This is a genomic window from Actinoplanes utahensis, from assembly GCF_016862455.1.
In the GTDB taxonomy this organism is placed as follows: Bacteria; Actinomycetota; Actinomycetes; order Mycobacteriales; family Micromonosporaceae; genus Actinoplanes; species Actinoplanes utahensis.
In genome coordinates, this window is record NZ_BOMZ01000089.1 from 125496 (window position 1) to 149794 (window position 24299).

At 71.7% G+C, this 24299-nt stretch carries 16 protein-coding genes; 8 read left to right on the forward strand and 8 right to left on the reverse strand.

Translation table 11 applies throughout. The features are described 5' to 3' along the window. Positions 1-23 precede the first annotated feature (23 nt). Positions 24-3674 (forward strand): SDR family NAD(P)-dependent oxidoreductase, encoded by a 3651-nt coding sequence (locus Aut01nite_RS31805; protein ID WP_052163720.1) that lies wholly within the window; start codon positions 24-26, stop codon positions 3672-3674. A gap of 105 nt (positions 3675-3779) precedes the next feature. After that, positions 3780-5114 (forward strand): MATE family efflux transporter, encoded by a 1335-nt coding sequence (locus Aut01nite_RS31810; RefSeq protein WP_236642702.1) that lies wholly within the window; start codon positions 3780-3782, stop codon positions 5112-5114. A gap of 52 nt (positions 5115-5166) precedes the next feature. Here the strand turns inward: Aut01nite_RS31810 and Aut01nite_RS31815 are convergent, their stop codons facing one another. After that, positions 5167-7365, reverse strand: a complete 2199-nt coding sequence (locus tag Aut01nite_RS31815; RefSeq protein ID WP_236642699.1) for an MMPL family transporter — start codon at positions 7363-7365, stop codon at positions 5167-5169. Between the two features lie 136 nt (positions 7366-7501). Between Aut01nite_RS31815 and Aut01nite_RS31820 the strand changes: the two genes are divergently transcribed. After that, positions 7502-10963 (forward strand): PQQ-dependent sugar dehydrogenase, encoded by a 3462-nt coding sequence (locus Aut01nite_RS31820; RefSeq protein ID WP_063958770.1) that lies wholly within the window; start codon positions 7502-7504, stop codon positions 10961-10963. A gap of 110 nt (positions 10964-11073) precedes the next feature. After that, a complete protein-coding gene (locus Aut01nite_RS31825; protein WP_043525144.1) occupies positions 11074-12612 on the forward strand; it encodes an FG-GAP repeat domain-containing protein in 1539 nt (512 codons plus the stop codon). Between the two features lie 9 nt (positions 12613-12621). Here Aut01nite_RS31825 and Aut01nite_RS31830 read toward each other — a convergent pair whose 3' ends face one another. The 7 genes from Aut01nite_RS31830 to Aut01nite_RS31860 form a co-directional block, all read right to left on the reverse strand. After that, the gene (locus Aut01nite_RS31830) at positions 12622-13281 is read right to left on the reverse strand and encodes a pentapeptide repeat-containing protein (protein WP_083998970.1); all 660 of its coding nucleotides are present in this window, start codon (positions 13279-13281) and stop codon (positions 12622-12624) included. Further along, positions 13274-14083: a hypothetical protein gene (locus Aut01nite_RS31835; RefSeq protein ID WP_043525093.1), complete on the reverse strand. Its 810-nt coding sequence runs from the start codon at positions 14081-14083 to the stop codon at positions 13274-13276. Before Aut01nite_RS31835 ends, Aut01nite_RS31830 begins: the two co-directional genes overlap by 8 nt. Then, complete coding sequence (locus Aut01nite_RS31840) at positions 14080-15969, reverse strand: anthranilate synthase family protein (protein WP_043525094.1); 1890 nt, start codon at positions 15967-15969, stop codon at positions 14080-14082. The genes Aut01nite_RS31835 and Aut01nite_RS31840 overlap by 4 nt, the downstream gene beginning before the upstream one ends. After that, positions 15966-16616, reverse strand: coding sequence for an isochorismatase family protein (locus Aut01nite_RS31845; protein ID WP_043525095.1), 651 nt, complete (start codon positions 16614-16616; stop codon positions 15966-15968). The genes Aut01nite_RS31840 and Aut01nite_RS31845 overlap by 4 nt, the downstream gene beginning before the upstream one ends. Before the next feature lie 40 nt (positions 16617-16656). Then, a complete protein-coding gene (locus Aut01nite_RS31850) occupies positions 16657-17427 on the reverse strand; it encodes a 2,3-dihydro-2,3-dihydroxybenzoate dehydrogenase (RefSeq protein ID WP_043525096.1) in 771 nt (256 codons plus the stop codon). Positions 17428-17454: 27 nt separating this feature from the next. After that, positions 17455-18663, reverse strand: a complete 1209-nt coding sequence (locus Aut01nite_RS31855; protein ID WP_052163722.1) for a 3-deoxy-7-phosphoheptulonate synthase — start codon at positions 18661-18663, stop codon at positions 17455-17457. A 102-nt stretch (positions 18664-18765) separates the two neighbouring features. Further along, positions 18766-19989 carry a glycosyltransferase gene (locus tag Aut01nite_RS31860; protein ID WP_152628698.1) on the reverse strand — a complete coding sequence of 408 codons (1224 nt, stop codon included), beginning with the start codon at positions 19987-19989 and terminating at the stop codon, positions 18766-18768. 214 nt (positions 19990-20203) lie between these two features. On the opposite strand from Aut01nite_RS31860, the gene Aut01nite_RS31865 reads away from it, so the two are divergent. From Aut01nite_RS31865 to Aut01nite_RS31880, 4 genes are read left to right on the forward strand one after another with little or no spacing between them, the layout of a single operon-like run. Further along, positions 20204-20743, forward strand: coding sequence for an NADPH-dependent FMN reductase (locus tag Aut01nite_RS31865; protein ID WP_307837532.1), 540 nt, complete (start codon positions 20204-20206; stop codon positions 20741-20743). 52 nt (positions 20744-20795) lie between these two features. After that, entirely contained in the window at positions 20796-21983 is a 1188-nt protein-coding gene (locus Aut01nite_RS31870) for an IS701 family transposase (protein ID WP_052163723.1), read from the forward strand. 24 nt (positions 21984-22007) lie between these two features. Then, a complete protein-coding gene (locus Aut01nite_RS31875; protein WP_043525099.1) occupies positions 22008-22985 on the forward strand; it encodes a glycosyltransferase in 978 nt (325 codons plus the stop codon). A gap of 1 nt (position 22986) precedes the next feature. Continuing rightward, a complete protein-coding gene (locus Aut01nite_RS31880) occupies positions 22987-24264 on the forward strand; it encodes an MFS transporter (RefSeq protein WP_052163724.1) in 1278 nt (425 codons plus the stop codon). The last annotated feature ends 35 nt before the right edge of the window (positions 24265-24299 follow it).

Sequence of the window (24299 nt, forward strand, 5' to 3'; positions counted from 1 at the left end):
GCACCGTGAATGGAGCCAGCGCAGTGTCGAACGACATCGCCATCGTCGGAATGTCCGTCGAGGTGCCGGGAGCGAACGACATCGACGGTTTCTGGGACATCGTCAGTTCCGGCCGCAGCCTGACCCGCTCGTTCCCCATCCCTCGGCGCGGTGACATCGAGGAGTACGTCCGATACCTGCGGCATGTCTCCGTGGTGGAGGAGCTCGACCGTTCGGTCGACTTCTACGACGGCTGCTACCTCGACGACGCCGCCGCCTTCGACCACGAGTTCTTCGACATGAACCCGAAGCAGGCCGGTACCACCGACCCGCACCAGCGGATGATCCTGCGCAACATGTACCTCGCGCTCGAGGACGCCGGCTACACCGGCGAGCGGGTCACCGGCAGCCGTACCGGTGTGTTCATCGGATTCTCCTACTCCGGCGGCACGTACCTGGACTACGTGTGCCGGGTGGACTCCAGCCTGGCGCCGATCGCGCTGACCGGCAACATCCCCACCATGCTGGCCAACCGGCTCTCCCACTTCCTGAACCTGCACGGGCCCAGCATGGTGATCGACACCGCCTGCTCGGCCTCGCTGGTGGCCCTGCACCAGGCCAAGAACGCGTTGCTGCTGGGTGACTGCGACATGGCCGTGGTGGCCGGCTCCCGCCTGGTGACGGCCCCGATCCGGCACCCCACCACCAAGATCGGCATCGAGTCGTCCGACGGCGTCACCCGCACCTTCGACGACCGGGCCGACGGTACGGGCTTCGGCGAGGGCTCCGGCGTGGTGGTGCTCAAGCGCCGTGACCGTGCCGAGGCCGACGGCGACCGGATCTACGCCGTCGTCAAGGGCAGCGCCGTCAACCACGACGGAGCGACCGAGGTCGTCACCAACCCCGACTCCGACTCCCAGGCCCGCCTGCTGACGGCGGCGTGGGAGAACGCCGGGATCGACCCGCGCTCGATCGGCTACCACGAGGCGCACGGCACGGCCACCCGGCTCGGTGATCCCATCGAGTTCGAAGGACTCCGCCGGGCCTTCAGCCGGTACACCGACGACAAGCGGTTCTGCGCGGTCGGCACGGTCAAGGCGAACATCGGGCACCTGTTCGAGGGCTCCGGGGTGATGGGCCTGATCAAGGCGGCCCTGGTGCTGAACCGGCGGGCCATCCCACCGCTGGCCAACTTCGAGGTGCCGAACACCCGCATCGACTTCGAGCAGGGACCCGTCTTCGTCCCCACCGAGCTGCAGCCGTGGCCGGCCGGCGCCACCCCGCGCCGTGCCGGTGTCAGCGCCTTCGGCCTCGGGGGCACGAACTGCCACGTCGTGCTGGAGGAGTACGTCGACGAGCGGCCCGCCCGGACCGCGGCGCAAGGCCCGCACCTGTTCACCCTCAGTGCCCGGTCCGAGTGGTCGCTGCGCCGGCTGGCCCAGCGCCACGCGACCCACCTGCGGGAGAAGGAGATCGACGCCGAGCGGTTCGCCGACGTCTGCTACACCTCCAACATCTCACGCAGCCTGCACCGGCACCGCATCGCGATCATCGCCGCCGACCCGCAGGACCTGCGAGCCCAGCTGCTCGACGTGGTCGCCGGCGGGCAGCCCACCGCCCCGGCACGACGCCCGGACGGCGCGCGCGCCGCCGTACTCGCCGACGTCGCCGCGGACTACCTCGCCGGTGGAGACCTCCGGTGGCAGACCCTGTACGAGGGTCTGCAGCCGCGCGTGACCGACCTGGTGCCGTACGTCTTCGAGGAACACCGGTGCTGGATCGACTTCCCCGCCGACTGGCGCGACCGGTGGGCCGGGGGCAGCGTCCGGCAACGGCATCCGGCCACCCACGACATCCGTTTCGAGCCGGCGCCGCTCGCCGCCGAGGTCGACACCGGCGCGATGGTGCTGGCCCTGGTCGACCCGTCCACCGATGCCGCGTCGCTGCTCGGCGAACAGGAGGCGGACATCGAGATCCTGCGGCTGACCGATGACGCAACCGCGGACGCCGCCACGCACTTCCGCAACGAGGCCGCCGAATACGAGCGCATCGCCGACCTGGTCGTCGAGGGCGGGCACACCCACGTGCTGCACGCCCTGGCCTTCGACGCCGCACCGAGCACGGACCTGGCCGCTGTCGACGAGCGGGTGCACAAGAACCTGTACAGCCTCTTCCTGCTGACCAAGGCGCTGATGGCGGCCGGCGCCCGGGTCACCCTGGTCGTCCTGACCCGCAAGGCGATCGCGGCCCGGCAGAACGAGGACGACGTGGTGACCGAGAACGCCGCCCTCATCGGGCTGGCGAAGGTGATCACCCGCGAGTACCCGTACATCCGGACCCGCATGGTGGACGTGGACGGGGCGTCGCCGGCCACGACCGTCTGCCGGGAGCTGCTCGCCGACGAGCCCGGGCTGTACGTGCTGCGGGGCGAGGAGAAGCTGCACGAGGTCTTCGCGGAGATCCCGGACCTCGCGCCGGATCCGGACCGCCGGTACCTCAAGGCCGGCGGCACCTACCTGATCACCGGCGGCACCGGAGCGATCGGCCTGGAGATCGGGCGGACCTTCGCCGCTCAGCAGTCCGGCATCAACCTCGTCCTGCTGAGCCGGTCGGGTGCCCCGCCCCGGGACGAATGGGACCGGATCATCGCGTCGAGCGACGACCGCAAGCTGCTGGACCGCCTCCGGGCCCTGCGGGAGATGGAGCGGCTCGGCGCGAAGGTGCACGTGTACGCGGCCGACGCCGGCGACCCGCGGGCGCTCACCGCGGTGTTCGGTGACCTCCGGGCGCAGTTCGGCCGCGTCGACGGGATCGTGCACGCCGCCGGTGTGCCCGGGCAGAGCATCCTGGCGTTCCGGGAGCAGGCCGACTTCGCCGCCGTCGTCGCACCCAAACTGCACGGCGCGTTCATGCTCGATCAGCTCACCCGCGACGACCGGCCGGACTTCATCCTGCACTTCTCCTCCGTCGCGGCGGTGTTCCCGGCGCCGGGGCAGGGCGACTACGCCGCCGCGAACTACTACCTGGACAACCTCGCGCGGGCCCGCAGCGGCGACGGCTGCCATGTGGTGGCGATCGACTGGGTGGCCTGGCGAGAGATCGGCATGGCGGTCGACTACGGCAGCAACGTCGACACCACGTTCAAGGCTCTGCCCACCGCACAGGCGATGGCCATTCTCGACAGCGCGCTCCGGTCCGATCACACGCGGGTCTTCGCCGGTGAGGCTCACTACGACGGTGAGCTGGTGCACCTGCTGAAGGCGTACGACATCGCTCTGGCGCCCGAGGTCGAGGAGAAGATCGACGCGGCGGTGGGCATGGCGGCGGAACGTCTCGCCGCGATGGCCGACCGGATCAAGCGGACCGTCGACGCCGTTCCGGTGACGCTCACCGGGCGCCCGGACGGCGTGTACACCCCGACCGAGATCACCGTCGCCCGCTGCTGGGCGCACGCGTTCGGTTACGACACCCTCGGCGTCGAGGCGGACTTCTTCGACCTCGGCGGTGACTCGATCATGGCGATGTCCGTGGCGGGCAACATCGCGACCTGCCTGGGTGTGCCGTTCGACGTCGCCGACCTCCTGATGGAGCGGACCGTGACGGCGGTGGCGCGGCTGATCGACTCCACGAACGAGTCCGACGACTTCGGCGCCTTCGACGACTTCGGCACCTTCGACGAGGAGCCGGTGCTGTAGAGGTCGCCGTCGCGCCGCGGAACGCGCCCGAGAGAAACGCCACTGCGGTACGGCCGTCGGCAGGACGGTCGTACCGCCCCAGCGAAGGATGTGCAATTGACCGACATGACCAAGGGAACGGTGCTGCGGACCGTGGTCGCCTTCGCGGTTCCCTTGACTCTGGCCAATCTCCTCCAGCAAGCCTATCTGCTCAGCGACAGCATCATCGTCGGGCGTTATCTCGGGGCCGGGGCGCTGGCCGCGGTGGGCGCCAGTCAGCCGCTCTACTACCTGCTCAACGCCGTCTTCCTCGGTATCGGCACCGCGTTCACGATCCGGCTGGCGCGGCTGAAGGGAGGCGGTGAGACGGCGGGAATGCCGGCCGTCATCCGCGCGCTGACCGCCTTCACCCTCGTCTGGTCGGTGGCCTGCATGGCCTTGGCGGTGCTGCTGGCCGGGCCCATTCTCGGGCTGATGGGCATTCACGGTCAGCTGGCCGAGGACAGCCACGAGTTCCTGACCGTGCTGTCCATCGGGTTCGTGCCCATGTTCGGGACCGCCGCGATCAGCGCGTTCCTGCGCGGCCTCGGCGACTCGAAGACCCCCCTCTACATCCTGACGTTCAGCAGCCTGCTCAACATCGTGCTCGTCTTCGTGTTCGTCGGGCCGATGGGCCGGGGGCTGGCGGGGGCGGCTTTCGCGACGGTGCTCGCCAGCGTGGCCTCGCTGGTGACCGGACTGGTGTTCGTGTACCGGCGGTACCCGGTGCCGTGGCGCGGCACGGACACCACGCAGAGCAGACGGGAGCTCACCGGCGCTTTCCGGCTGGGGCTGCCGCTGGCCTCGCAGCACGTCTTCCTCGCGGTCGGCATCATGTTCTACGTCGGCATCGTCAGCCCGCTCGGTGAGCCGGTCCTCGCCGGCCTCACGGTGGTGAACCGCATAGAGCTGTTCACGGCGATGATCTTCCTGGATCTGTCGGGCGCGCTCACCGCCTTCGTCGCCCAGAACCTCGGCCGCGGCGACAGCGGCCGCATCGTCCGTGCCCTGCGGGAGGTGGTGATCCTCGCCGTCGGCCTCACCGTGGTCGTCTCCGGTGCGGTGATCGTCCTGCGCACACCGGTGGCCGCGGTCTTCACCACGGATCCCGCGGTACAGACCGTGATCGTCGACTACATCCTGATCACCTATCCGTTCTTCGTCCTCTACACCGTCATGGTGGTGATCCACGGATGCCTCAACGGACTCGGCCGCACCACCGTCCCGCTGATCTGCACCGTCCTCTCCTTCCTCGTCATCCGGCTGCCGCTGTCCTACCTGGTGCGTGACGGCTACGGGGTGCACGGTGTCATGTGGGCGGTCGACGTCGGGTGGCTCGCCGGCCTGGCGTACACGCTCGTCGCGGCCCACCGCCACGTGCCCCGGCCCGCCGGCCGGCAGACCGCGCCGTCGCAAGCCTGAGCCCGCCGCGTCGCGAGCGGCACAGCCGCGACGGCCCGGGAGCCCTTCCGGGTCACCTGCCGAGGGAGGGGGACCTCCGATCCCGCCCGGGCCGGCCGGTCGCCGGGACCGGGCCGGCCGGCCCGGTCCGGCCGCCGGCGAACCAGCGGTCGTGCAGGCGGCGCAGCGGGGCCGGCGCCCACCAGTTCCACGCGCCGAGCAGGCTCATCAGAGCCGGCAGCAGCAGGCCCCGGACCACTGTCACGTCCAGCAGCAGGGCCACCGCCATCGCGAAGCCGATCTCCTTGACCGCGATCAGGTCGCCGAGCAGGAAGCCGAGGAACACCACGCCGATGCACACCGCGGCGGCGGTGACCACCGGGCCGGACCGGCGGATGCCGTCGAGGACGGCCTCGTCGCCCGGGCGGCCGGTGCGATCCACCTGCTCCTTGATCCGCGCGAGCAGGAACACCTCGTAGTCCATCGACAGCCCGAAGACGAACACGAACAGCAGCACGGGGGTGGTGACGTCGATCGCGCCCCACGACTCGAAACCGAGCAGGGTGTCGCCGACGCCCCACTGGAACACGACGACCAGGACGCCGAGGGTGGCGAGCAGGGTGAGCGCGTTCATCAGCAGCGCCTTGAGCCCGATGACGACGGAGCCGGTGAGCACGAACAGCAGCGCCACCGTGGACAGCAGCACGACCAGCAACGCGACCGGGAACCGGTCGGCGACCGAGTCCCGGTGGTCCACGAGTTCCGCGGCGGCGCCGCCGACCAGCACCGGGAACGGCGGGTCCAGTGCCCGGATCGCGCGGACGGTGTCGCGGGACGGTTCGCCGGCGGTCGCGCCGTCCGGGGTCACGTCGAGGACGGCGGCGGGCCCGGGGATGTCGGGGCGCGGCTCCACCCGTACCACCCGGTCCAGGGTGTTGATCCGGTTGAGGTAGTCCCGGAACGCCTCGCCGGCCGGGTCGGTGTCGGCCACCACGACGATGGGGTCGGCCCGGCCGGCGCTGAAGTCGCGCTGGACCACCTCGTGCAGCCGGCGGGCCTCGGCCGGCGCGGGCAGCGCACGGGCGCCGGAGTTCTCCAGGTCGACGGCCGACAGGAACGGCAGCGACAGCGCGAGCAGCCCGCCCGCGACGGCGAGCGCGACCGGCCCCGGCCGGCTCTGCGCGAGGACGGCCAGCCGCGCGAGCAACGGCGAACCGGTTCGGCGCCGGAAGAGGGTGGCCGGGATACGGCGGTGGGCGACCGCGACGAGCGCGGGCACCAGGGTCAGCCCGGCCACGGTGGCCAGCAGCACCGCGACCGCCCCGCCGAGCGCCATCGCCCCGAGCAGCGGCTCGGCGAACGCGGACAGGCCCGCCATCGCCGAGGCGACGGCGAGACCCGAGATCAGCACGGTACGGCCGGCGGTCGCGAGGGTGCGGGCGATCAGCTCCGCCACCGGGACGCCGGGTTCCGCCTCGCCCCGCGCCTCGCCTTCCGCCTCGCGTTCCGCGGCGAAGCGGGCCAGGATCAGCAGCGCGTAGTCGACGGCGAGCCCGATCCCGAGCAGGGTCACCACGTTGACGGTGAACTCGCTGACCCCGGTGACCGCGGTCAGCCCGAACAGCCCGAGCAGGGTCACCGTCACGGTGGCCAGCGCGGCGGCGAGCGGGATCAGGCCGGCCACGACACCGCCGAGCATCGCGATCAGCACCACCAGCAGAACGGCGAGGGCGACCGATTCGCCGAACGCCGCGTCGGCGACGGCCTGGTCGGCGAACGCCCGTTCCGCGAGCTTCTCGCCGCCGACCAGCACCTGCGGCGCGTCGATGCGGTGCAGCGCGGCGGCGACCGCGTCCTCCACCTGTTCGCGGCGGTCGCCGGGCAGGCCACGGTCCAGTTCGACGCGGATCAGCGAGCTCCGGTTGTCGGCGCCGATCCGGCCGCCCGGCGCGCTGTACAGGTCCTCGACCTCGGTGACGCCGTCCATCCCGCGGATCTCGCCGGTGACCGCGCCGACCGCGGCGACCAGCGCGGGGTCGTACACGTCCCGACCGCCGACGACGGCGACGATCACCGGCCCCTCGGGTTGCAGCCGGTCCACCCGCTCGTCGGCGCGGTGCGACTCGGCGTCCGGGCGCAGGCTGCCGGTGGGGGTGAGCCGGTCGAAGACCTGGCCGCCGAGGACCGCTCCGGCGGTGAGCAGGACGAGCCAGGCGCCGAGCACCGGCCACCGCAGGCGGGCACACGTACGGCCGAGCGCAGCCAACATCATCCGGACATGCAAGCACGAACGCCGCGCGCGCATCGACGGGCATCAGCCGGACGTACGACCGATTGTGACCGGTCGGCGGGCGGTCGAGTCGGACAGCCGACGGCCCGGACCCCGACACTCCTTTTAGGATCGTTCAATGTCTCGCGGGGGAAAGCGCGCACTCGGTTGGCTCCTCACCCTGATCACCGTGGTGACGATGTCGTGGTTCACCGGTTCGCCGGCCGCGACCGCGGTCGCGCTGCCGGCCGGTTTCCAGGAGCAGATCGTCTTCAGCGGCCTCAGCTCACCGGTCGACCTGGAGTTCGCGCGGGACGGGCGCGTCCTGGTCGCCGAGAAGGGCGGCCGGATCAAGGTCTTCGACGACCTCGCCGACACCACCCCCACGGTGTTCGCCGACCTGTCGGCCAACGTGCACAACCAGTGGGACCGCGGCCTGCTCGGCATGACCCTGGCGCCGACCTTCCCCGCCGACCCGTACGTCTACGTGCTCTACACCTACGACGCCCCGCCCGGCCGGACCGCTCCGGTGTGGAACGACGTGTGCGCCAACGCCAACGACGGGCGCTGCGTGGTCACCGGCCGGCTGTCCCGGCTGCGGGCCGACGGCGACACGATGACCGGCGCCGAGCAGGTGCTGCTGCACGACTGGTGCCAGCAGTTCCCCAGCCATTCGGTCGGCGACATCGCCTTCGGCGCCGACGGGATGCTGTACGTGGCGGCCGGTGACGGCGCCAGCTTCAGCGCCGTCGACTACGGCCAGTTGCCGTCCGGCGCGCCGGCCAACCCGTGCTCCGACCCGGCGAACGAGGGCGGCGCGCTGCGTTCCCAGGACATCCGCACCTCCGGCGATCCGGCCCAACTGGACGGCACCCTGCTGCGGCTGGACCCGGCCACCGGCGCGGCCGCGCCCGGCAACCCGAACCTCGGCGCCACCGACCCGAACGTGCGCCGGATCGTCGCGAACGGGCTGCGCAACCCGTACCGGATCACCATGCGGCCGGGCACCAGCGAGACCTGGATCTCCGACACCGGGTGGAACACCTGGGAGGAGGTCAACCGGGTCACCGACCCGACCGCGGGCGTCACCAACTTCGGCTGGCCGTGCTGGGAGGGCAACGCCAGGCAGTCCGGGTACGACAGCGCCAACCTGCCGATCTGCGAGACCCTCTACACCGCCCCGGCGGGCACGCACACCACCCCGTTCATCGGGTGGAACCATGCGAGCCGGCTGGTCGCGGGGGAGGCCTGCCCGACCGGCGGCTCGTCGTCGACGGGTGTGGCGTTCTACCCCGCGGCGGGCGGCTCCTACCCCGCCGCGTACAACGGCGCGGTCTTCTTCGCCGACTACTCGCGGCGCTGCATCTGGGCGGCGCTGCCGTCCACGCCGGGCGGCCTGCCCGACCCGGCGAACCTGCGGACGTTCGTCTCGGACGCGGCCGGCCCGGTCGACCTCGAGGTGGGTCCCGGTGGCGAGCTGTACTACGCCGACCTGGGCGGCACCATCCGCCGGGTGCGGTACTTCCCGGGCAACCAGCCGCCGACCGCGGTCATCGACGCCACCCCGACGCAGGGCCCGGCGCCACTGACCGTGACGTTCAACGGCACCGGCTCGGGAGACCCGGACCCGGCCGACGAGGGCCGTCTGCGGTACGCCTGGGACTTCACCGGCGACGGGGTGACCGACTCGACCTCGGCGACGGCGACGTTCACGTACACCACGGCCGGCTCGTACACCGCGCGGCTGACCGTCACCGATACGCTGAACGCCACCCACACCAGCACGATCGCCGTCACGCCCGGCAACGAGGCGCCGACCGCGATCATCGACACGCCGGCCGTCGGCGCCACCTGGAAGGTCGGCGACACGCTCGCCTTCACCGGCCACGCCACCGACCCGCAGCAGGGCGCCCTGCCCGCGTCCCGGCTCGACTGGGACCTGGTCATGCACCACTGCTCCGCGCCGGAGAACTGCCACGAGCACGCGATCCGCAGCTGGACCGGCGTGGCGTCCGGCTCGTTCGTGGCGCCCGACCACGAATATCCGTCCTATCTGGAGCTCACGCTGGTCGCGACCGACCAGGAGGGCCTGACCCACACCGTGACGCGCCGGCTCGACCCGGAGACCGTCGATCTGACCTTCACCACGGTGCCGGCCGGCCTCCAGCTCACCGTGGGTTCCACAGCGGAGACGACACCCTTCTCGCGTACGGTCATCCAAGGCTCCGTCAACACGGTGTCCGCGCCCTCGCCGCAGGGTTCGTCGACGTTCACCTCGTGGTCCGACGGTGGCGGGCAGACCCACGAGATCACCGCGCCGGCCACGGCCACCACCTACATCGCCGGCTACACGCCGCCCCCGGCGCCGCAGCGGATCGGGCACCCGCAGATCGGGGCCTCGCTCGACACCGGCGACGTCGACCACATGAACGGTTCCCGCTTCGTCACCGGCTCCGGCCCGGCGACGGTCACGTCCATGTCGGTGTACTCGAAGTCCGTGCAGGCGGCCCCGAACGACCAGTACCAGCTGGCGATCTACGCCGACGCGAACGGCTCGCCCGGCGCCCGGATCGCCACCAGCACGTCCGGCACCCTGACCGCGAACGCGTGGAACACCCGCCCGATCACCGCGGCTCTGGCGGCGAACACGGCGTACTGGCTGATGTACAACACCAACGGCGACAACAACCTCAGCTACGACGCCGGCGCCGACAACCAGGGCGCGTGGAGCGCGTCCACCCCGTTCGGCACCTGGCCCGCCACGTTCGGCGCCGCCAGCCGGTGGAACGCGAAGTTCTCCATCTACGCCACCACCGGCGCGGACACCACCGCGCCGACGGTGACCGCGACGACCCCGCCCGGCGGCGCCACCGGGGTGGCCCCGGCCACGCCGGTCACCGTCCGGTTCAGCGAGGGCATGGCGGCCGGCACCATCACGTCGGCAAACCTGGAGCTCCGCGGCCCGGGCGGCGCGCTCGTCGGCCGGGCCGTCACCTACGACGCGGCCGAGCAGACGGCGACGATCACCCCGGCCGCGGCGCTGGCCGCCGGCACCCCGTACACGGTGACGGTGCGGGCCGGCGTGACCGACGCGTCCGGCAACGCGCTCGCCGCGAACCACCAGTTCTCGTTCACCACCGCCGACCCGGCCGCCCCGCGGCTCGGTTTCGATCAGGTGGGCGGCACCGTCGACTCCGGCGCCACGAACTTCAGAAACGGTTCCCGGTTCGTCAACGGAGCCACCGCGCTGGCCGTCAGCCGGCTCTCCGTCTACCTCCGCACGGTCCAGGCGGCCCCGGCCGACCAGTATCAGGTGGCGATCTACACCGACGTCAACGGCTCACCCGGCACGCTCGTGGCGGCGAGCACGTCCGGCACGCTGACCGCGAACGCGTGGAACAGCCGTCCGGTCACCGCCACGCTGGCGGCGAACACGGCGTACTGGCTGGTCTACAACACCAACGGCGACAACAACATGAGCTACGACACCGGTACGGCCAACCAGGGCGCCTGGAGCACCGCCACACCGTTCGGGACCTGGCCGTCCACGTTCGGCGCCGCCAGCCGCTGGACCGCCAAGTTCTCGATCTACGCCTCATGAGACAGGACAGGGGCCCCAGGGGTACTCCTTTCGGATGATGGCCCGGGTATGACAGATTGATGCGGCAGGCGGGCATCAAGCGGAGGTTCGGAAACGACATGGTGCGTGTCATGAGGAAGCCGGGAACCGGCCGGCGGGTGGTGTCGGCGGTGACGCTCGCGGCAGCGGTGCTGGCCCCGGCCGCGCCGGCCCAGGCGGGCGCGGCGCCGGCCGCCACCCGGCTCGCCGGCAACGTCCCGTGCCAGGTCGGCGCGGTGACCGCGACCGACCGGGAGATCGCCGCCCAGCTGCGCCCGTCGATGACCGGCCCGCGGCTCGGCTCGGCCATCAGCGGCGACAGCATCGCCTGCGCCCGCGCCATCGTCGCCGCCGTGCAGGCCCGCGGGCTCGGCCCCCGCGCGGCGGTCATCGCCATGACCACCGCGATCGCCGAGAGCACCCTGCGCAACAGCACGGTCGCCACCGACCACGACAGCGTCGGACTGTTCCAGCAGCGGCCCTCGCAGGGCTGGGGACGTGTGGAGCAGCTGGTGAACCCGAAGTACGCCACCGACGCCTTCCTCACCTCGATGCTGCGCTTCTACCCCGGCGACCGGTGGATGACCGCCGACATCGGCACGGTCTGCCAGACCGTGCAGCGCTCGGCGCATCCGGCGGCGTACGGCCGGGAGGCGCACGACGCCGGCCTGATCGTGTCGCGGCTGTGGTACCAGCAGCCGGCGTCCGCGCCGGCCGGCGACGCCCCCGCCCCGGCGCAGCCGAAACCGCAGCCGAAACCGTCGGCGACCACGGCGCCGACCGGCCCGTACCAGAAACCGCTCGTCGTCGCCGCCACCCAGCTGGGCCCCCTCGACGGCCGGCACGAGCTGGCCCTCGCCGACTGGAACGGCGACAAGCACCCCGACCTGATGGTCGTCAAGGGCGAGGGCACCGCCACCGGCAAGACCGAGGTCCGGATCATGGACGGGGCCACCGGTTTCTCCGCGCTGCTGGTGACCGCGACCACCGCTCTCGGCGCCACCGACGACCGGCACGCCTACGCGGTGACCGACTGGAACGGTGACGGCCGCCCGGACCTGATGGTGGTGCAGAAAGCCGGTACCACCAGCGGCCGCACCGATGTGACCGTGCTGGACGGGGCGTCCTCGTTCCGGCAGATCCTGGTGGAGACCAGCACCGCGGTCCCCGGCACCGACGACCGTTTCCAGTTCGCCGCCACCGACTGGAACAGTGACGGCCGCCCCGACCTGCTGATCGCGCAGACCTCCGGCACCGTCAGCAACCGGATGGAGATCCAGGTCCTCGACGGCGCCTCCGGTTTCCAGAAGCACCTGGTCCCGGTCACCGCCACCCCCGAGTCCGTGAGCACCGCCGATCGGGTCCTGGTCGCCGACTTCAACGACGACCGCCGCCCGGACCCCGTGGTGATCCGCAAGGCCGGCACCGCCGACGGGAGGACGCGGGTGCGCGTCCTCGACGGCGCGAACCCGCGGCGTTCCCTGCAGACCGCCGACACCGCGCCGGGTGCCACCGCCCACCTCGACATGCTGATCACCCAGTGGAACGACGACAAGCGCCCGGACCTGATGATGGTCCAGAAGACCGGCACGCTGAGCGGCCGTTCCGAACTCGTCGTTCTCGGCGGCTGACCGGCCGGGTCACTCCAGGGGCGGCGCCAGCCGGATGTCGGCCGTCCCGGGTTCCTGGTCGTGGACGGTGAGAACACCGGTCGATGCGCGGTGTGACATCGCGGCGATCGCCTCCGCGGTGTCGTCCGGCCAGCGGGTCCGGTCGGTCCACCGTGCCGCCGCCAGCAGTGTGCCGCGCAGGCTGGCGCCCGTCAGGTCGGCGCCGGCCAGGTCGGCTTCGCGGAGATCGGCGCCGTCCAGGCGTGCCTGTCGCAGATCGGCGCCACGCAGATCGGCATCGCCCAGGAACGCCCCGGACAGGTCGGCGCCGTTGAGGAAGGAGCCGCTCAGGTTCGCCTCACGAAGATCCGCCCCGCGCAGATTGGCGCCGCTGAGGTCGGCCTCACTCAGCTTCGCCCAGCCCAGGAAAGCGCCGCTGAGGAAGGCCATGCCGGCATCCACGCGGCTCAGGTCGGCCGACGAGAACGACGCCCCGGACAGATCGGCGGTGCGCAGGACGGCGCCGATCAGGGTCGCGTTGGAGAAACTGATCCCCCGCAGGCCCCGCCCGGAGAGATCGGCGCCGCCGGCGTCCGCGCCGCCGAGATCCGCGCCGTGGGTGAACTCGTCCCCGGCTGTCCGCGCCGAGGCGGGCGATCGCCACGCCACTGCGTGATTCGCGTCAGGCATTGCTGCTCCTCACTTCGGGTCGGGTGTTCTCGCGGACGGCCGCGCGCACCGGGTCCTCCGCGCTCCGGCGGACCGGGCTGAGAAAGAAGGCGTCAGCGGCGGAGTGGGCCGCGGCCAGGTCGAGTTCGGACTGGAAGGGCCGGAACCGGTTGAGGGCGGTCAGATGGCCGGGGTAGCCCCGGGACCGGACGCCCAGGCTGTCGGCCAGCGTGGGAAACAGCAGCTCCGGCAGCGAGTGTGAATGCCCGGGACGCTGGTTGCGCTCGGCGAAGTCCCGCAGCCGCGGATAACGATCACTGGCGAGCAGAGCGTCGATGTAGCGCCGGCCGAAGACCTGAGCGGTGCCGAAGGCCCGGTTGACGTGCTCGATGCCCAGGATGCCGGCCAGCTCCTCGCGTTCCGCGCCGAGCAGGGTGCGGTACGGCGGCCACATCGAGATGCGGGGCACGCGGTGCCGCAGGCCGGTCGCCAGATAGTCGGTGTCCCGCAGCTGGAACGCGACGAAGTCGAGGAAGCCGGGCTTGACGAAGGCCAGCTCGGCGTCGACGTTGACGACGCAGTCGTAGTCACGGCCGGCCGCCCACTCGAAGATGTCGAAGAACGCCGGCGTCGTCTTCCAGCGTTTCAGCGGCCGGTGCGGGACGACCCGCTCCAGCCCGTCCGGGGCGTCCCGGCACCGGCCTGAGTCGTACCAGGCGACGGCCGCGCCCGGGCAGAAGACCTCGATGCTGTGGACCAGATCCTCGAAGGACTCGTCCACCACATCGCCGATGGCCACGAAGCAGGCTTTGACCGTGGTCACGACGGGCTCCTTCCATATGCCAGGTGTGCCAGCGTCTCGGCGAGGATCTCCATGCCGTCGCGGCTCAGGATCGACTCCGGATGGAACTGCAGCGAGGCGAAGGCGGGGGCCCGCAGGGCGTACACCTCCCCGGTGACCGCATCCCGGCTGACCTCCACCACATCCCCGGCCGGGGTCTCGATCTTGTCCTCGGTGCTGTACGCGGCGAACGCGTTGTAGAAGCCCACGGCGCGCCGCCGCCCGAAGATCTCCACCTCCAGCTGGATCCCCTGGTGGGGTTGGGGACGGCGGCGGACCGGGAGCCCGAGAGCCGCGCTGAGCACCTGGTGGCTCAGGCAGACCGCCAGGAACGGACGGCGGCGCCGGACCAGATCCTCCGACAGCCGGCGCAGCCGCCGGATCTTCGCCATCGAATGGTCGTCCGGAGCGCCCGGCCCCGGCCCGAGAACGACCAGGTCATAGGCGTCGGTGTCGAACTCCTCGTCGTACCGGCGGATGTCCGCCGCCCAGCCGAGCGAGCGCAGCTGGTGGCCGAGCATCGAGGTGAAGGTGTCCTCGGCGTCGACCACGATGACCCGGCCGGGGCCCTCGCCGTTCTCGCGCCGGCCGGCGAACCAGTACTGCGCCGCGGTGTCGTTGCGCCGCGCCAGCGCACCCCGCACCCGGTTGTCGTGGACCAGACCGGCCGCCGCGGGGACCGGCCTCGATGCGGGGTCCGGCTCGTGGCGCAGTGCCGAGAGCAGCGCCGCGATCTTGGTTTCGGTCTCGGCGGTCTCGGCGTGCGCGTCGGAATGGCGCACCAGGGTCGCTCCCGCGCTGATCCGCAGCCGTCCGGTGGCGCTGATCTCGGCGGTGCGGATCAGGATGGCCGAGTCGAGATCGCGACCGTGCCCGGTGTCGCGGCCGATCAGTGCCGCCACCCCGCTGTAGTAGCCGCGGCCGCTCTTCTCGTGCCGGGCGATGACCCGGCAGGCGTTCTCCAACGGGCTGCCGACCACCGTCGGCGCGAACATCGTCTCCCACAGGATGTCGCGGGGGTCGTGGTCGGTGGGCCCGGCGATGAAGTACTCGCTGTGGGCCAGCCGGGCCATCTCGCGCAGGTACGGCCCGTGCACCCGGCCCCCGCCGGCGCAGATCCGGCCCATCACCTTGAGCTCCTCGTCGAGCACCATGGAGAGCTCGTCGCGCTCCTTGCCGTCGGCGAGGAAGCCCAGCAGCCCTTCCACGGTCGCGCCCTCGGGGGGGTAGCGGTAGGTGCCGCTGATCGGGTTCATCACCGCGGTTCCGGCGTCGACGCTGATGTGCCGTTCCGGGCTGGCGCCGACGAACGTGCGGTCCCCGGTGTGGATGAGGAAGGTCCAGTGCGACCCGGACTCGCTGGTCAGGAGCCGGCGGAACAGTGAGAGCGCCTGGGCGGGGGAGTATCCGGCGAGTTCGCCGAGGAAGGACCGGCGGATCACGAAGTTGGCGCCCTCCCCGGTCGCGATCTCGTTGTCGATGACGCTGCGCACGTCGTCGGCGTACTCGTCCTCGCTCTGGTCGAAACGGCCGTGCGACAGCGCGGGGGCGACCGCGGGCAGGGCCTCGCGCATCCGGTCGAGGGCGACCAGTTCCTGCTCGTCGACGATCAGGGTGAGCAGCGGCTCGTGATCGTCGCGGCAGGCGTAGCCGCGCTCGGCGATCTGGCGGTAGGGGATGACGGCGAGGACGTCGTGCGAGCGTTCCCGCCGTCCGGTGCGCAACGGGATGTCCGCCACCGTGGGCACCGCGCGTATCTCGCCGGTGAGCACCTCCACGTGCTCGCCGTCGCCGGTGTTCGGGCGGTACACCAGCGCGTACGCCGGGAGACAGCCGTCGAGCACACGGCTCAGCAGGTCGCCGGTCATCGCGCCGCCTCCTGGAGCCTCGCCAGCAGCCATCCGGTCGGCTGGACCACCGCGCAGGTCCGGGCGGTGTAATCGAGCGCCAGCCGGTGCTGCTCGGCCGAGAAGTCGGCGACGGCGTCGGACACGACGAACGCCTGGATGTCGTTGGTGAACGCCTCCATCGCGGTCGAGAGCACGCCGACGTGGGCGTACACGCCGCAGACGATGAGCTGGTCGCGACCCTGTTCGCGGATCCGGTCGCGGAGGGCGGAACGGAAGAACGCGCTGTACCGCCATTTGGTCAGCTGCCAGTCGCCGGGGGCCGGCCGCAGCGGCGCCACGACGGCCCGGTCGGACGCCGTGGTCCGCATGCCGGGTCCCCAGAAGTCGGCGAGCAGACCGCGTTCGGCGGTGGTCATGCCACCCGGCTGGGCGGTGTAGGCGACCGGGATGCCCAGCCCGGCACAGCACTCGCGCAACCGGGTCACGTTGCCGACGAGCTCGCGGCGGGGCGAGCCGGTGGCGTCGAACGGGCGCAGGAAGTACTCCTGCATGTCGTGGATGAGCAGCACGGCACGGCGTGGGTCGGGTGTCCAGGGTGCGATGGGGGAGGGCAGATCGGCCACGGCCGGCATGGGGTAGGACGCGATCGGGGCGATTCCGGGCATGGTTTCCTCCTGGGACATCGGGGGACGGCGGGCGGTGTGCTCACGCGCCGAGCGTGGCGCCCCCGTCCACGGTGAGGTCGTGCATGGTGATGTGGCCCGCGCGGTCCGAGAGCAGGAAGACCACCGCGTCGGCGATGTCGGACGGATCCGCGATCTTCCGCAGCGGGATCCCCACCTTGTACGCGTCCGGGTCGCCGCCGATGGTGACGCTCGCGCCGTCGCCGCCGGCCCACATGCCGCGCAGCATCGGTGTGTCGGTCGAGCCGGGGGCGACCACGTTGCACCGGATCCCGTAACGGGCGACCTCGAGCGCGAGGCTCTTGGTGAACATGATGGCGGCGGCCTTGGACGCGCCGTACGCGGCCATGCCCTGCCGGGCGACGAACCCGGCGTTGGAGGCGACCGTCACCACCGCGCCGCGGCGGCGGGGCACCATCCGGCTCACCACCGCGCGGGAGACGTGCATGACGCCGGTGGTGTTGACGGCGAACGTCGACGACCAGTCCGCGTCGCCGAGGTCGAGGGCCGGTCCGGTGCGCAGCACGCCGGCCGCGTTGACGAGCAGGCCGATCGGGCCGAGTTCGTGTTCGACGGCCGCCACGGTGGCCTCGACCCGGCCGGCGTCCGTGACATCGGCGGGGAAGGCGGTGACCGGGAGGCCGCCGGCGCGGAGCCGGGCGGCCTCGGCGGCGAGGCGGTCCTCCGCGACGTCGACCGCCGCTACCCGGATTCCTTCGGCGGCGAGGGCGCGGGCCGTGGCGGCGCCGATGCCGCCGGCCGCGCCGGTGACGAGTGCTGTTCGATCTTCCACGGTGCTCCTCCTTGCCGGCGGGACGGCTCAGGCGTTCCAGGCGTCGATGACGCGCAGCGCCTGGCCGGGGTTGAGACGCGGATCGCAGAGCGACGTGTACTTGTCGCCGGCCAGGTCGGCCTGGCCGGGACACGCGACGCATTCGGTGACGTCGTCGGGGGTGGTCTCCAGGTGCAGTCCTCCGGCGGTGACGCCGTTGTCGCGCAGCGCGGCCTGGAAGTCGCGCACCTCGCGCAGGACCGTGCTGAGGAAGCGGGTCTTCGTTCCCGAGTCCGCGACGAACGTGTTGCCGTGCATCGGGTCGGTGAGCCAGATGACCGGGTGGCCGGAGTCGCGTACCGCCCGGACCAGTTCGGGGAGGCGGGCGGCGGCCTGCTCGGCGCCGAGCCGGGCGATCAGCGTGAGCCGACCGGGCCGGCGATGCGGGTCGAGCCGGGCGCAGAGCGCGAGCAGCTCCGGCACAGTCATCCGCGGACCCACCTTGCAGGCCACCGGATTGTCGACCGCCGCCAGGAGCGCCACGTGCGCCCCGTCGAGCTGCCGGGTCCGTTCACCGATCCACGGCCAGTGCGTCGAGGTGAGGAAGAGCCGCCCGGTCACGTCGTGCCGCAGCTGCGGCAACTCGTAGTCGAGCAGGAGCGCCTCATGGCTGGTCCAGACGGGCGCCCCGGCCCGCGCCGCGGCGCCGTCCGGCCATCCGAGGTGCCGCAGGACCGTGGCGGCGGCGCCGTGGCCGTGCACCAGCCGCCTCGCGTCGGCGCGGCGGCTGCGGGGATCCGGTTCCGGGCTGTTGACCAGATGGCCGCGGTAGACGGGCAGCTCCTGGCCGCCGACGGCCTCGGTGTCCTGGGTGCGGGGCTTGGCGAACTGTCCGGCGATCCGCCCGGCGCGCAGCACCGGACGCCGGGTGCGCCGTTCCATCCGGTCCGCGAGCACGTCCAGCAGAGCGGCACGGCGCATCACGTCGCCGGCGCCGCAGTCGGCCGGATCCTCGGCGCAGTCGCCGGCCTGGACGACATGGGCCGTACCGGCGGCGACCCGGGCCAGCTCCCGGCCCAGCGCTGATATGTCGGCCGGCTCGACCAGCGCCGGGCGGGTCCGGAGCTGCTCGCGTGCGACGGCGAGCCGGCCCGGGTCGGCCCAGGCGGGCTGCTGCCGGGCGGGCCGGCTGCGGATTTCGCGGACGACGTCGGATGTGCGGGCCGGTGAAAGAATGTTCGTGGAGGAGGCGGTCATTTTCGCGGCTCTCCTTCCTTGCGTTTCGGCACTTATATTCTGGCGATGAGATCATCCTTTCCCTGAATTCGGGGAGAGGACAATGAAGTGACGATGAATGTGTCAGGTGCGATCGGCGGACAATGGCGGCCGGACGGGAGATGACGCGGCCGGGCCGGTCGCCGGGCCGAGGGGCGAGGCGGCGAGCGGCAGCGCGCTCAGGTGCCGGGCCGCGGCGTCGGCCCCCTCACTACGGACGATCAGATCGCCCAGCCGCCGTGCGTTGGACCGGTACCCGGGGTCCTCGAGCAGCGCCTGCGCCGCCGCGCGGATGTCCGCCGGGCCGGCGGTCGCCGGCACGCTCACGCCGACCCGGTGTTCCTGGACGAAATCGGCGGTACGAGGCTGGTCGAACGCGACGACCCGCTGATCCTCCGCCTGGCCGGTGATGCACAGGACGCCGATGCCGTGGGTGAGGGCCCGCATGACCGTGCCGTAACCGGCGTGATTGACCACGAACGACGCCCGGCTCATCACCGGGCCGTGGGTGGCGAACGCGACGGCGCGGGCGTTGGGCGGAACGGTGATCCGGTCCGGGTCGACCGTCCCGGTCGTGGCGAGCACGTGGATCGGCAGTGTCTCCAGCGCTTCGAGGGTGCGCTGCAACTTGACGACGGAGTTCTGGATCTCGTCGGTGGTGAAGCTGACCAGCGCCAGCGGGGTGGGGTCGTCGGCGTCCCAGGGCAGCTCGTACGGCCGGCAGTGGGTGTCGTCCTCCAGGATCGGGCCGCCGTATCGCATGTTCGGCCAGGGGTTGCCGCCGCCGCCGTCGAAATCGTCGATCGTGTTGATCATGAACAGGTCGCGACCGCCGAACAGCTCGTCGAGCCCGGGCAGCGGATCGAAGCCGAGCGCCTGCCGGGTCCGGCTCTGGTGGCGCATCATCTCGTGCCAGCTCGGCAGGGTACGCCGTAGGAAGGAGTGCAGGATGACCGCGGTGGGCACGCCGAACCGCGGGGCGACGGCCAGCGCGCCGCCGAAGTTGGAGTCGATCACGACCGCGTCCGGGCGCTCGGCGGCGGCCACCGTGAGCAGTTCCTCGGCGACCGCGGGCGACGTGAGATACGCCAGCGCGCGGCCCCGGGGGTCGTCCTGGTAGCGGTCGGCGTCGGTGTACGCCTCTCGTAGCTCGACGGCGTCGAACTCGGTCGGCCCGACCTTCGCCGTCATCTCCGGGCGGCCCGCGAAGACCACCCGGTGGCCGCGGCGGGCCAGGGCGCGGGCGACGCCGAGCCCGTACGGCATGTTCCCGCCGCCGTCGTAGCAAGCCCACAGGAATGTTGCCATGTCGTTCTCCCCACCTCGGGTGACGCACGATTCAGCAAGATCGTTGATCGGTGCGCAGGGATCGAGGTACGACAATTGCCGAAGATGTCGCGGGGATGTCGTCCGGGCCTTCGAATCTGTCAGGTTTGAACGGCTGAAGGGTGGGTCAAGTCTCCGGAGTCCACTTAGAACAGTCGGAGGAATTCCCTTGTCTGAGTACCCGCTTCGCCTTGCCGTGATCATCGGCAGTGTGCGAAAAGATCGTTTCGGGCCGACCGTCGCCACGTGGCTGATGACCCGTGTCGAGGGCCGCGACGGACTGGAGACGGACGTCATCGACCTGGCGGATCTCCAGCTCCCGGCGGACCTGGGCGGCGGCGGTGACACCGCCGGCTTCCTGAAGCGGATCGACCGCGCCGACGCCTTCATCGTGGTCACCCCGGAGTACAACCACGGCTATCCCGGAGGGCTGAAGACCGCCATCGACACCGGGCGTGACGAGTGGAAGGCCAAGCCCGTCGCCTTCGTCTCGTACGGCGGTACGGCGGGCGGTCTGCGCTCGGTGGAACAACTGCGGCCGGTCTTCGCGGAGCTGCAGGCCGTGACGGTCCGCTCCGCGGTGAGCCTGCACTGGGCCGACTCGCTCTTCGACGAGCGGGGCCGGATGCTCGACCCGGAGCGGCCCGAGTCCGCCGTGGACACCATGCTGCGACAGCTCGAGTGGTGGGGCCATGTGCTGCGCGCCGGTCGTGGCCGGGGCGACTGTCCCGGCTGACCGCCGAGCCGGCGGCGCTCATGTCGAACCTATCGATGAAGAGGGGAAGGACGTGCGGGGGAACGGCAAGCACAGCGACGGAGAGTCGATACATCGGACCACCCGCCGGGGCGAGACGGGCCATGAGGTCGAACAGCTGTGCGGCACGCTGTTCGCCTCCCTGCGCCGGCGCGACCAGCGTGACAAGGCCCGCAGTTACGTCACCGGCCTGCTGCGGACGCCCGGGCGTAAGTCCGTCCGCAACATCGCCCAGATGTTCGGCGGGTCCGGCACGGAACAGAGTCTGCACCATTTCATCAGCGATTCGAACTGGGACTGGAAGCCGGTCCGCCGCGCTCTGCTGGAACACGTCTGCGCGAGCCGGCCGGTACGCGCCTGGGTGGCCGAGCCGATGGTCGTGCCGAAGACCGGTGAGCAGTCCGTCGGGGTGGTCCCGTCCTCCTTCAACGATGCCGGCCGCGTGCTGAACGTGCAGCTCTCCTTCGGGATCTGGGCCGCCTCCGAGCGGGGCAGCGTGCCGGTGGCCTGGTGGCTGCACGTACCGCGGGAATGGCTGGCCGACAGCGAACGGAGATCCCGCGCCCTGGTGCCCGAGGATCTGCGGCCGGCCACCCTCGAGGGTGACGTCGTGAAGGCGTTCCAGGCCGTGCTCGCCGACGGCGCGGACGCCGGCATCCCGTTCGTGCTCGACGCCACCCGGCTCGACGCGTCCACGGTGGCCCGCCACCTGACCGCGGCCGGCACGCCCTACCTGTTGCGCGTCGGGCAGGACACTCCGCTCGTGGTGCGCGATCCGGCGCTGCCCGGCCGGGACGGCACGGTGATGACCGCCGGGCAGATCGCGTGGGCCAGCCGATCGAGGCGTTCCCCGGTGACGTGGGCCGATCCGTGGGAGGACGGCGCCGCCCTGCACGCCAACGTCGTCGCCCCGGTCTCGGTGCGGCTGCCCCGCGTCCGATCCGGCCTGAGGCTGCTGTGCATCGGGGGAGCGCGACCGAACTCCGCCCCGAACATCTGGCTCACCAATCTCACCGAGCAGCGGCTGCCGGAGGTGATGTACTCGGCCAGCCTCGTGCGGCGGGTCCGGCAGGAGGGGCTGGAGATCGCCGAGCGGGTCGGCATCCGCGACTACTCCGGGCGGACGTTCACCGGCTGGCACCGGCACGCCACCCTCGCCTCGGTCGCGCACGCCCTGCTGGCCAAGCGCCTGCCCCGCCGTCAGCTGCGAGAAGCCGGCTGATCGCCGTCCTGAGAGGAGCCCGATATGACGACACCGATCCTGAGCGTCATCGTCCCGATGTTCAACGTCGAACCGTACCTCTCCGCCTGTCTCGCGTCTCTCACCGGCCAGCGGCTCGCCGACCTCGAGATCGTCGTCGTCGATGACGGCTCGACCGACGGCAGCCGGGCGATCGCCGACCGGTTCGCTCGCCGGGACCGCCGTGTCCGCGTGCTCGAACAGGCGAACGCCGGGCTCAGCGCCGCGCGGAACACCGGCGTCCCCCCGGCGCGGGGACGTTACCTGGCCTTCTGCGACAGCGATGACATCGTCCCGGCGGACGGCTACGCCGCGCTCGTCGGATCGCTCGAAGCCAGCGGGTCCGACATGGCCTCCGGGGACGTCCGCCGTTTCGACAGCACGGGAACACTGCCCTTCCGCTGGTACGGGGAGACCTTCGCCTCCCGGGCGGTATCGACGCACATTCGTCGCCGTCCCGCGCTGGTGCGGGACCGGATGATCTGGAACAAGGTGTTCCGCCGCTCGTTCTGGGACGCCGAGGGACTCGCGTTCACCCTGCCGGTCTTCGAGGACGCGCCGGTGACGATCCGCGCGCACATCGCGGCCTCCGCAGTCGACGTGCTCACCGATGTCGTCTACCGTTGGCGCGTCCGGGACGACGGTGAGCTCTCCATAACGCAACGGAAGTACGAGCCGGACAAGTTCGAGGCCCGCATGCACATGGTCCTCGACACCTTCGCGATCGTCTCGGCGCTCGCCCCGGAGCTCGTCGCGCCGTACGCGGACGACATGTGCCGCGGCGACATCCCGGACGCGCTGCGCGCCCTGAACCTCTACGACGATGCCCGTCTGAGCGAGGCGCTGTCGCTCGCCCGCACCTTCGTCACGAGCGTCCCCGGCGAGGTGGTCGCCGCGCTCCCGACGACGGAACGGCGGCTCCTGGCGTGCCTGGCGGGAGGCGAGACGGCGGAGTTGCGACGGCTGGTTAAGGAGTCGAACTGAAATGAGCCGTGATGTGATCGCGAGCACCCGGGCCGGCAGCCCGGGTCCCGGCCGGTCGCGCCGGTCCGTCTCCGCCTGCATGCTGGTGGTGCTGACGATCGACTCGCTGGCGGCCGGCTCGTTCGCGCCGCTCGCACTGCTCTACCTGACGGAGAGCACGGACGCGCCGGTCGCGCGTATCGGGCTCCTTCTGACCGTGGCGAACCTGATAGCGCTGCCCCTGCCGCTGTGGGTGGGCCGGCTCGTGGACCGCTGGGGCGCCAAGCCGGTGGTGCTGGTGTCGCAGGTGCTGCAGGCGGCGGCCTTCGCCGGGTACGTGTTCGCGTCCGGCACGGCGTCCGTGCTGGTCGTGGCCACCGTGATGGCGCTGGGCTGGCAGGCCTTCTGGGCCTCGATCTACGCCCTGATCAGCAACTTCACCGACGGGGACCCCGATCCCCGGGCCCGGGACCGATGGCTCGGGATCTCCGGCGCCCTGCGCGCGGGTGGTTACGGTGTCGGCGCGGCGATCGCCGGTGTCGCCCTCTCGGTCGGTTCGCTGGTCATGTACAACTGGCTCGTCGGCGGGCTCGCGACCCTGATCGTGATCGCAGCGATCCTGGTCCTGGCCGGTGTGCCCGGGTACGGCAGTGCCCCGGCGGAGGCGGTGGAGGGGCGCGGATACCGGGTCCTGCTGCACGACGGCCCGTTCCTCTCGCTGATCTCGCTCAACACGCTGTACGCGCTGTGCAACATGCTCCTGAGCGTCGGGTTCCCGCTGTACGTGGCGACCGCGATGCCCGGGTTGACCTGGGCCGTGGGACCACTGCTGGTGATGAACACGGTGGTGCAGGCGGTCCTGCAACCGGCCGTCGTGCGCTGGACGCGGCACCTGTCCCGGCACGTCCCGCTCGTGCTGGCGGGTCTGCTGTGGGCCGGTTGGAGCCTGGCCACCCTCGGCGCCCGGCACGTTCCCGCGGCCCTCGCCGTGGCCACCTGCGCGGTCGCCATCCTGTGTTACTCGGCCGCCCAGATGCTGCACGCGCCCGCCTCCACCGCGATGGCGGCGGACGCGTCCCCGGCCGACGTCCGGGGGCGCTACCTGGCCTCGTTCCAGTACTCCTTCTCGATCGCCAACATGGTCGCGCCGCTGATGTTCTCCACGCTGCTGGCGGTGGGGCCCGACGTGCCCTGGCTGGTGATCGCGACGTGCGCCGTCGCGACCGTCCCCCTGTTGATGGTCATCGCGCCGCGACTTCCGGCGGTGGCCCTGACCGGCGCCCGGCAATCGTCGCAATGACCGATGTGAATAGTGTGCGACCTGACGAATGTCCC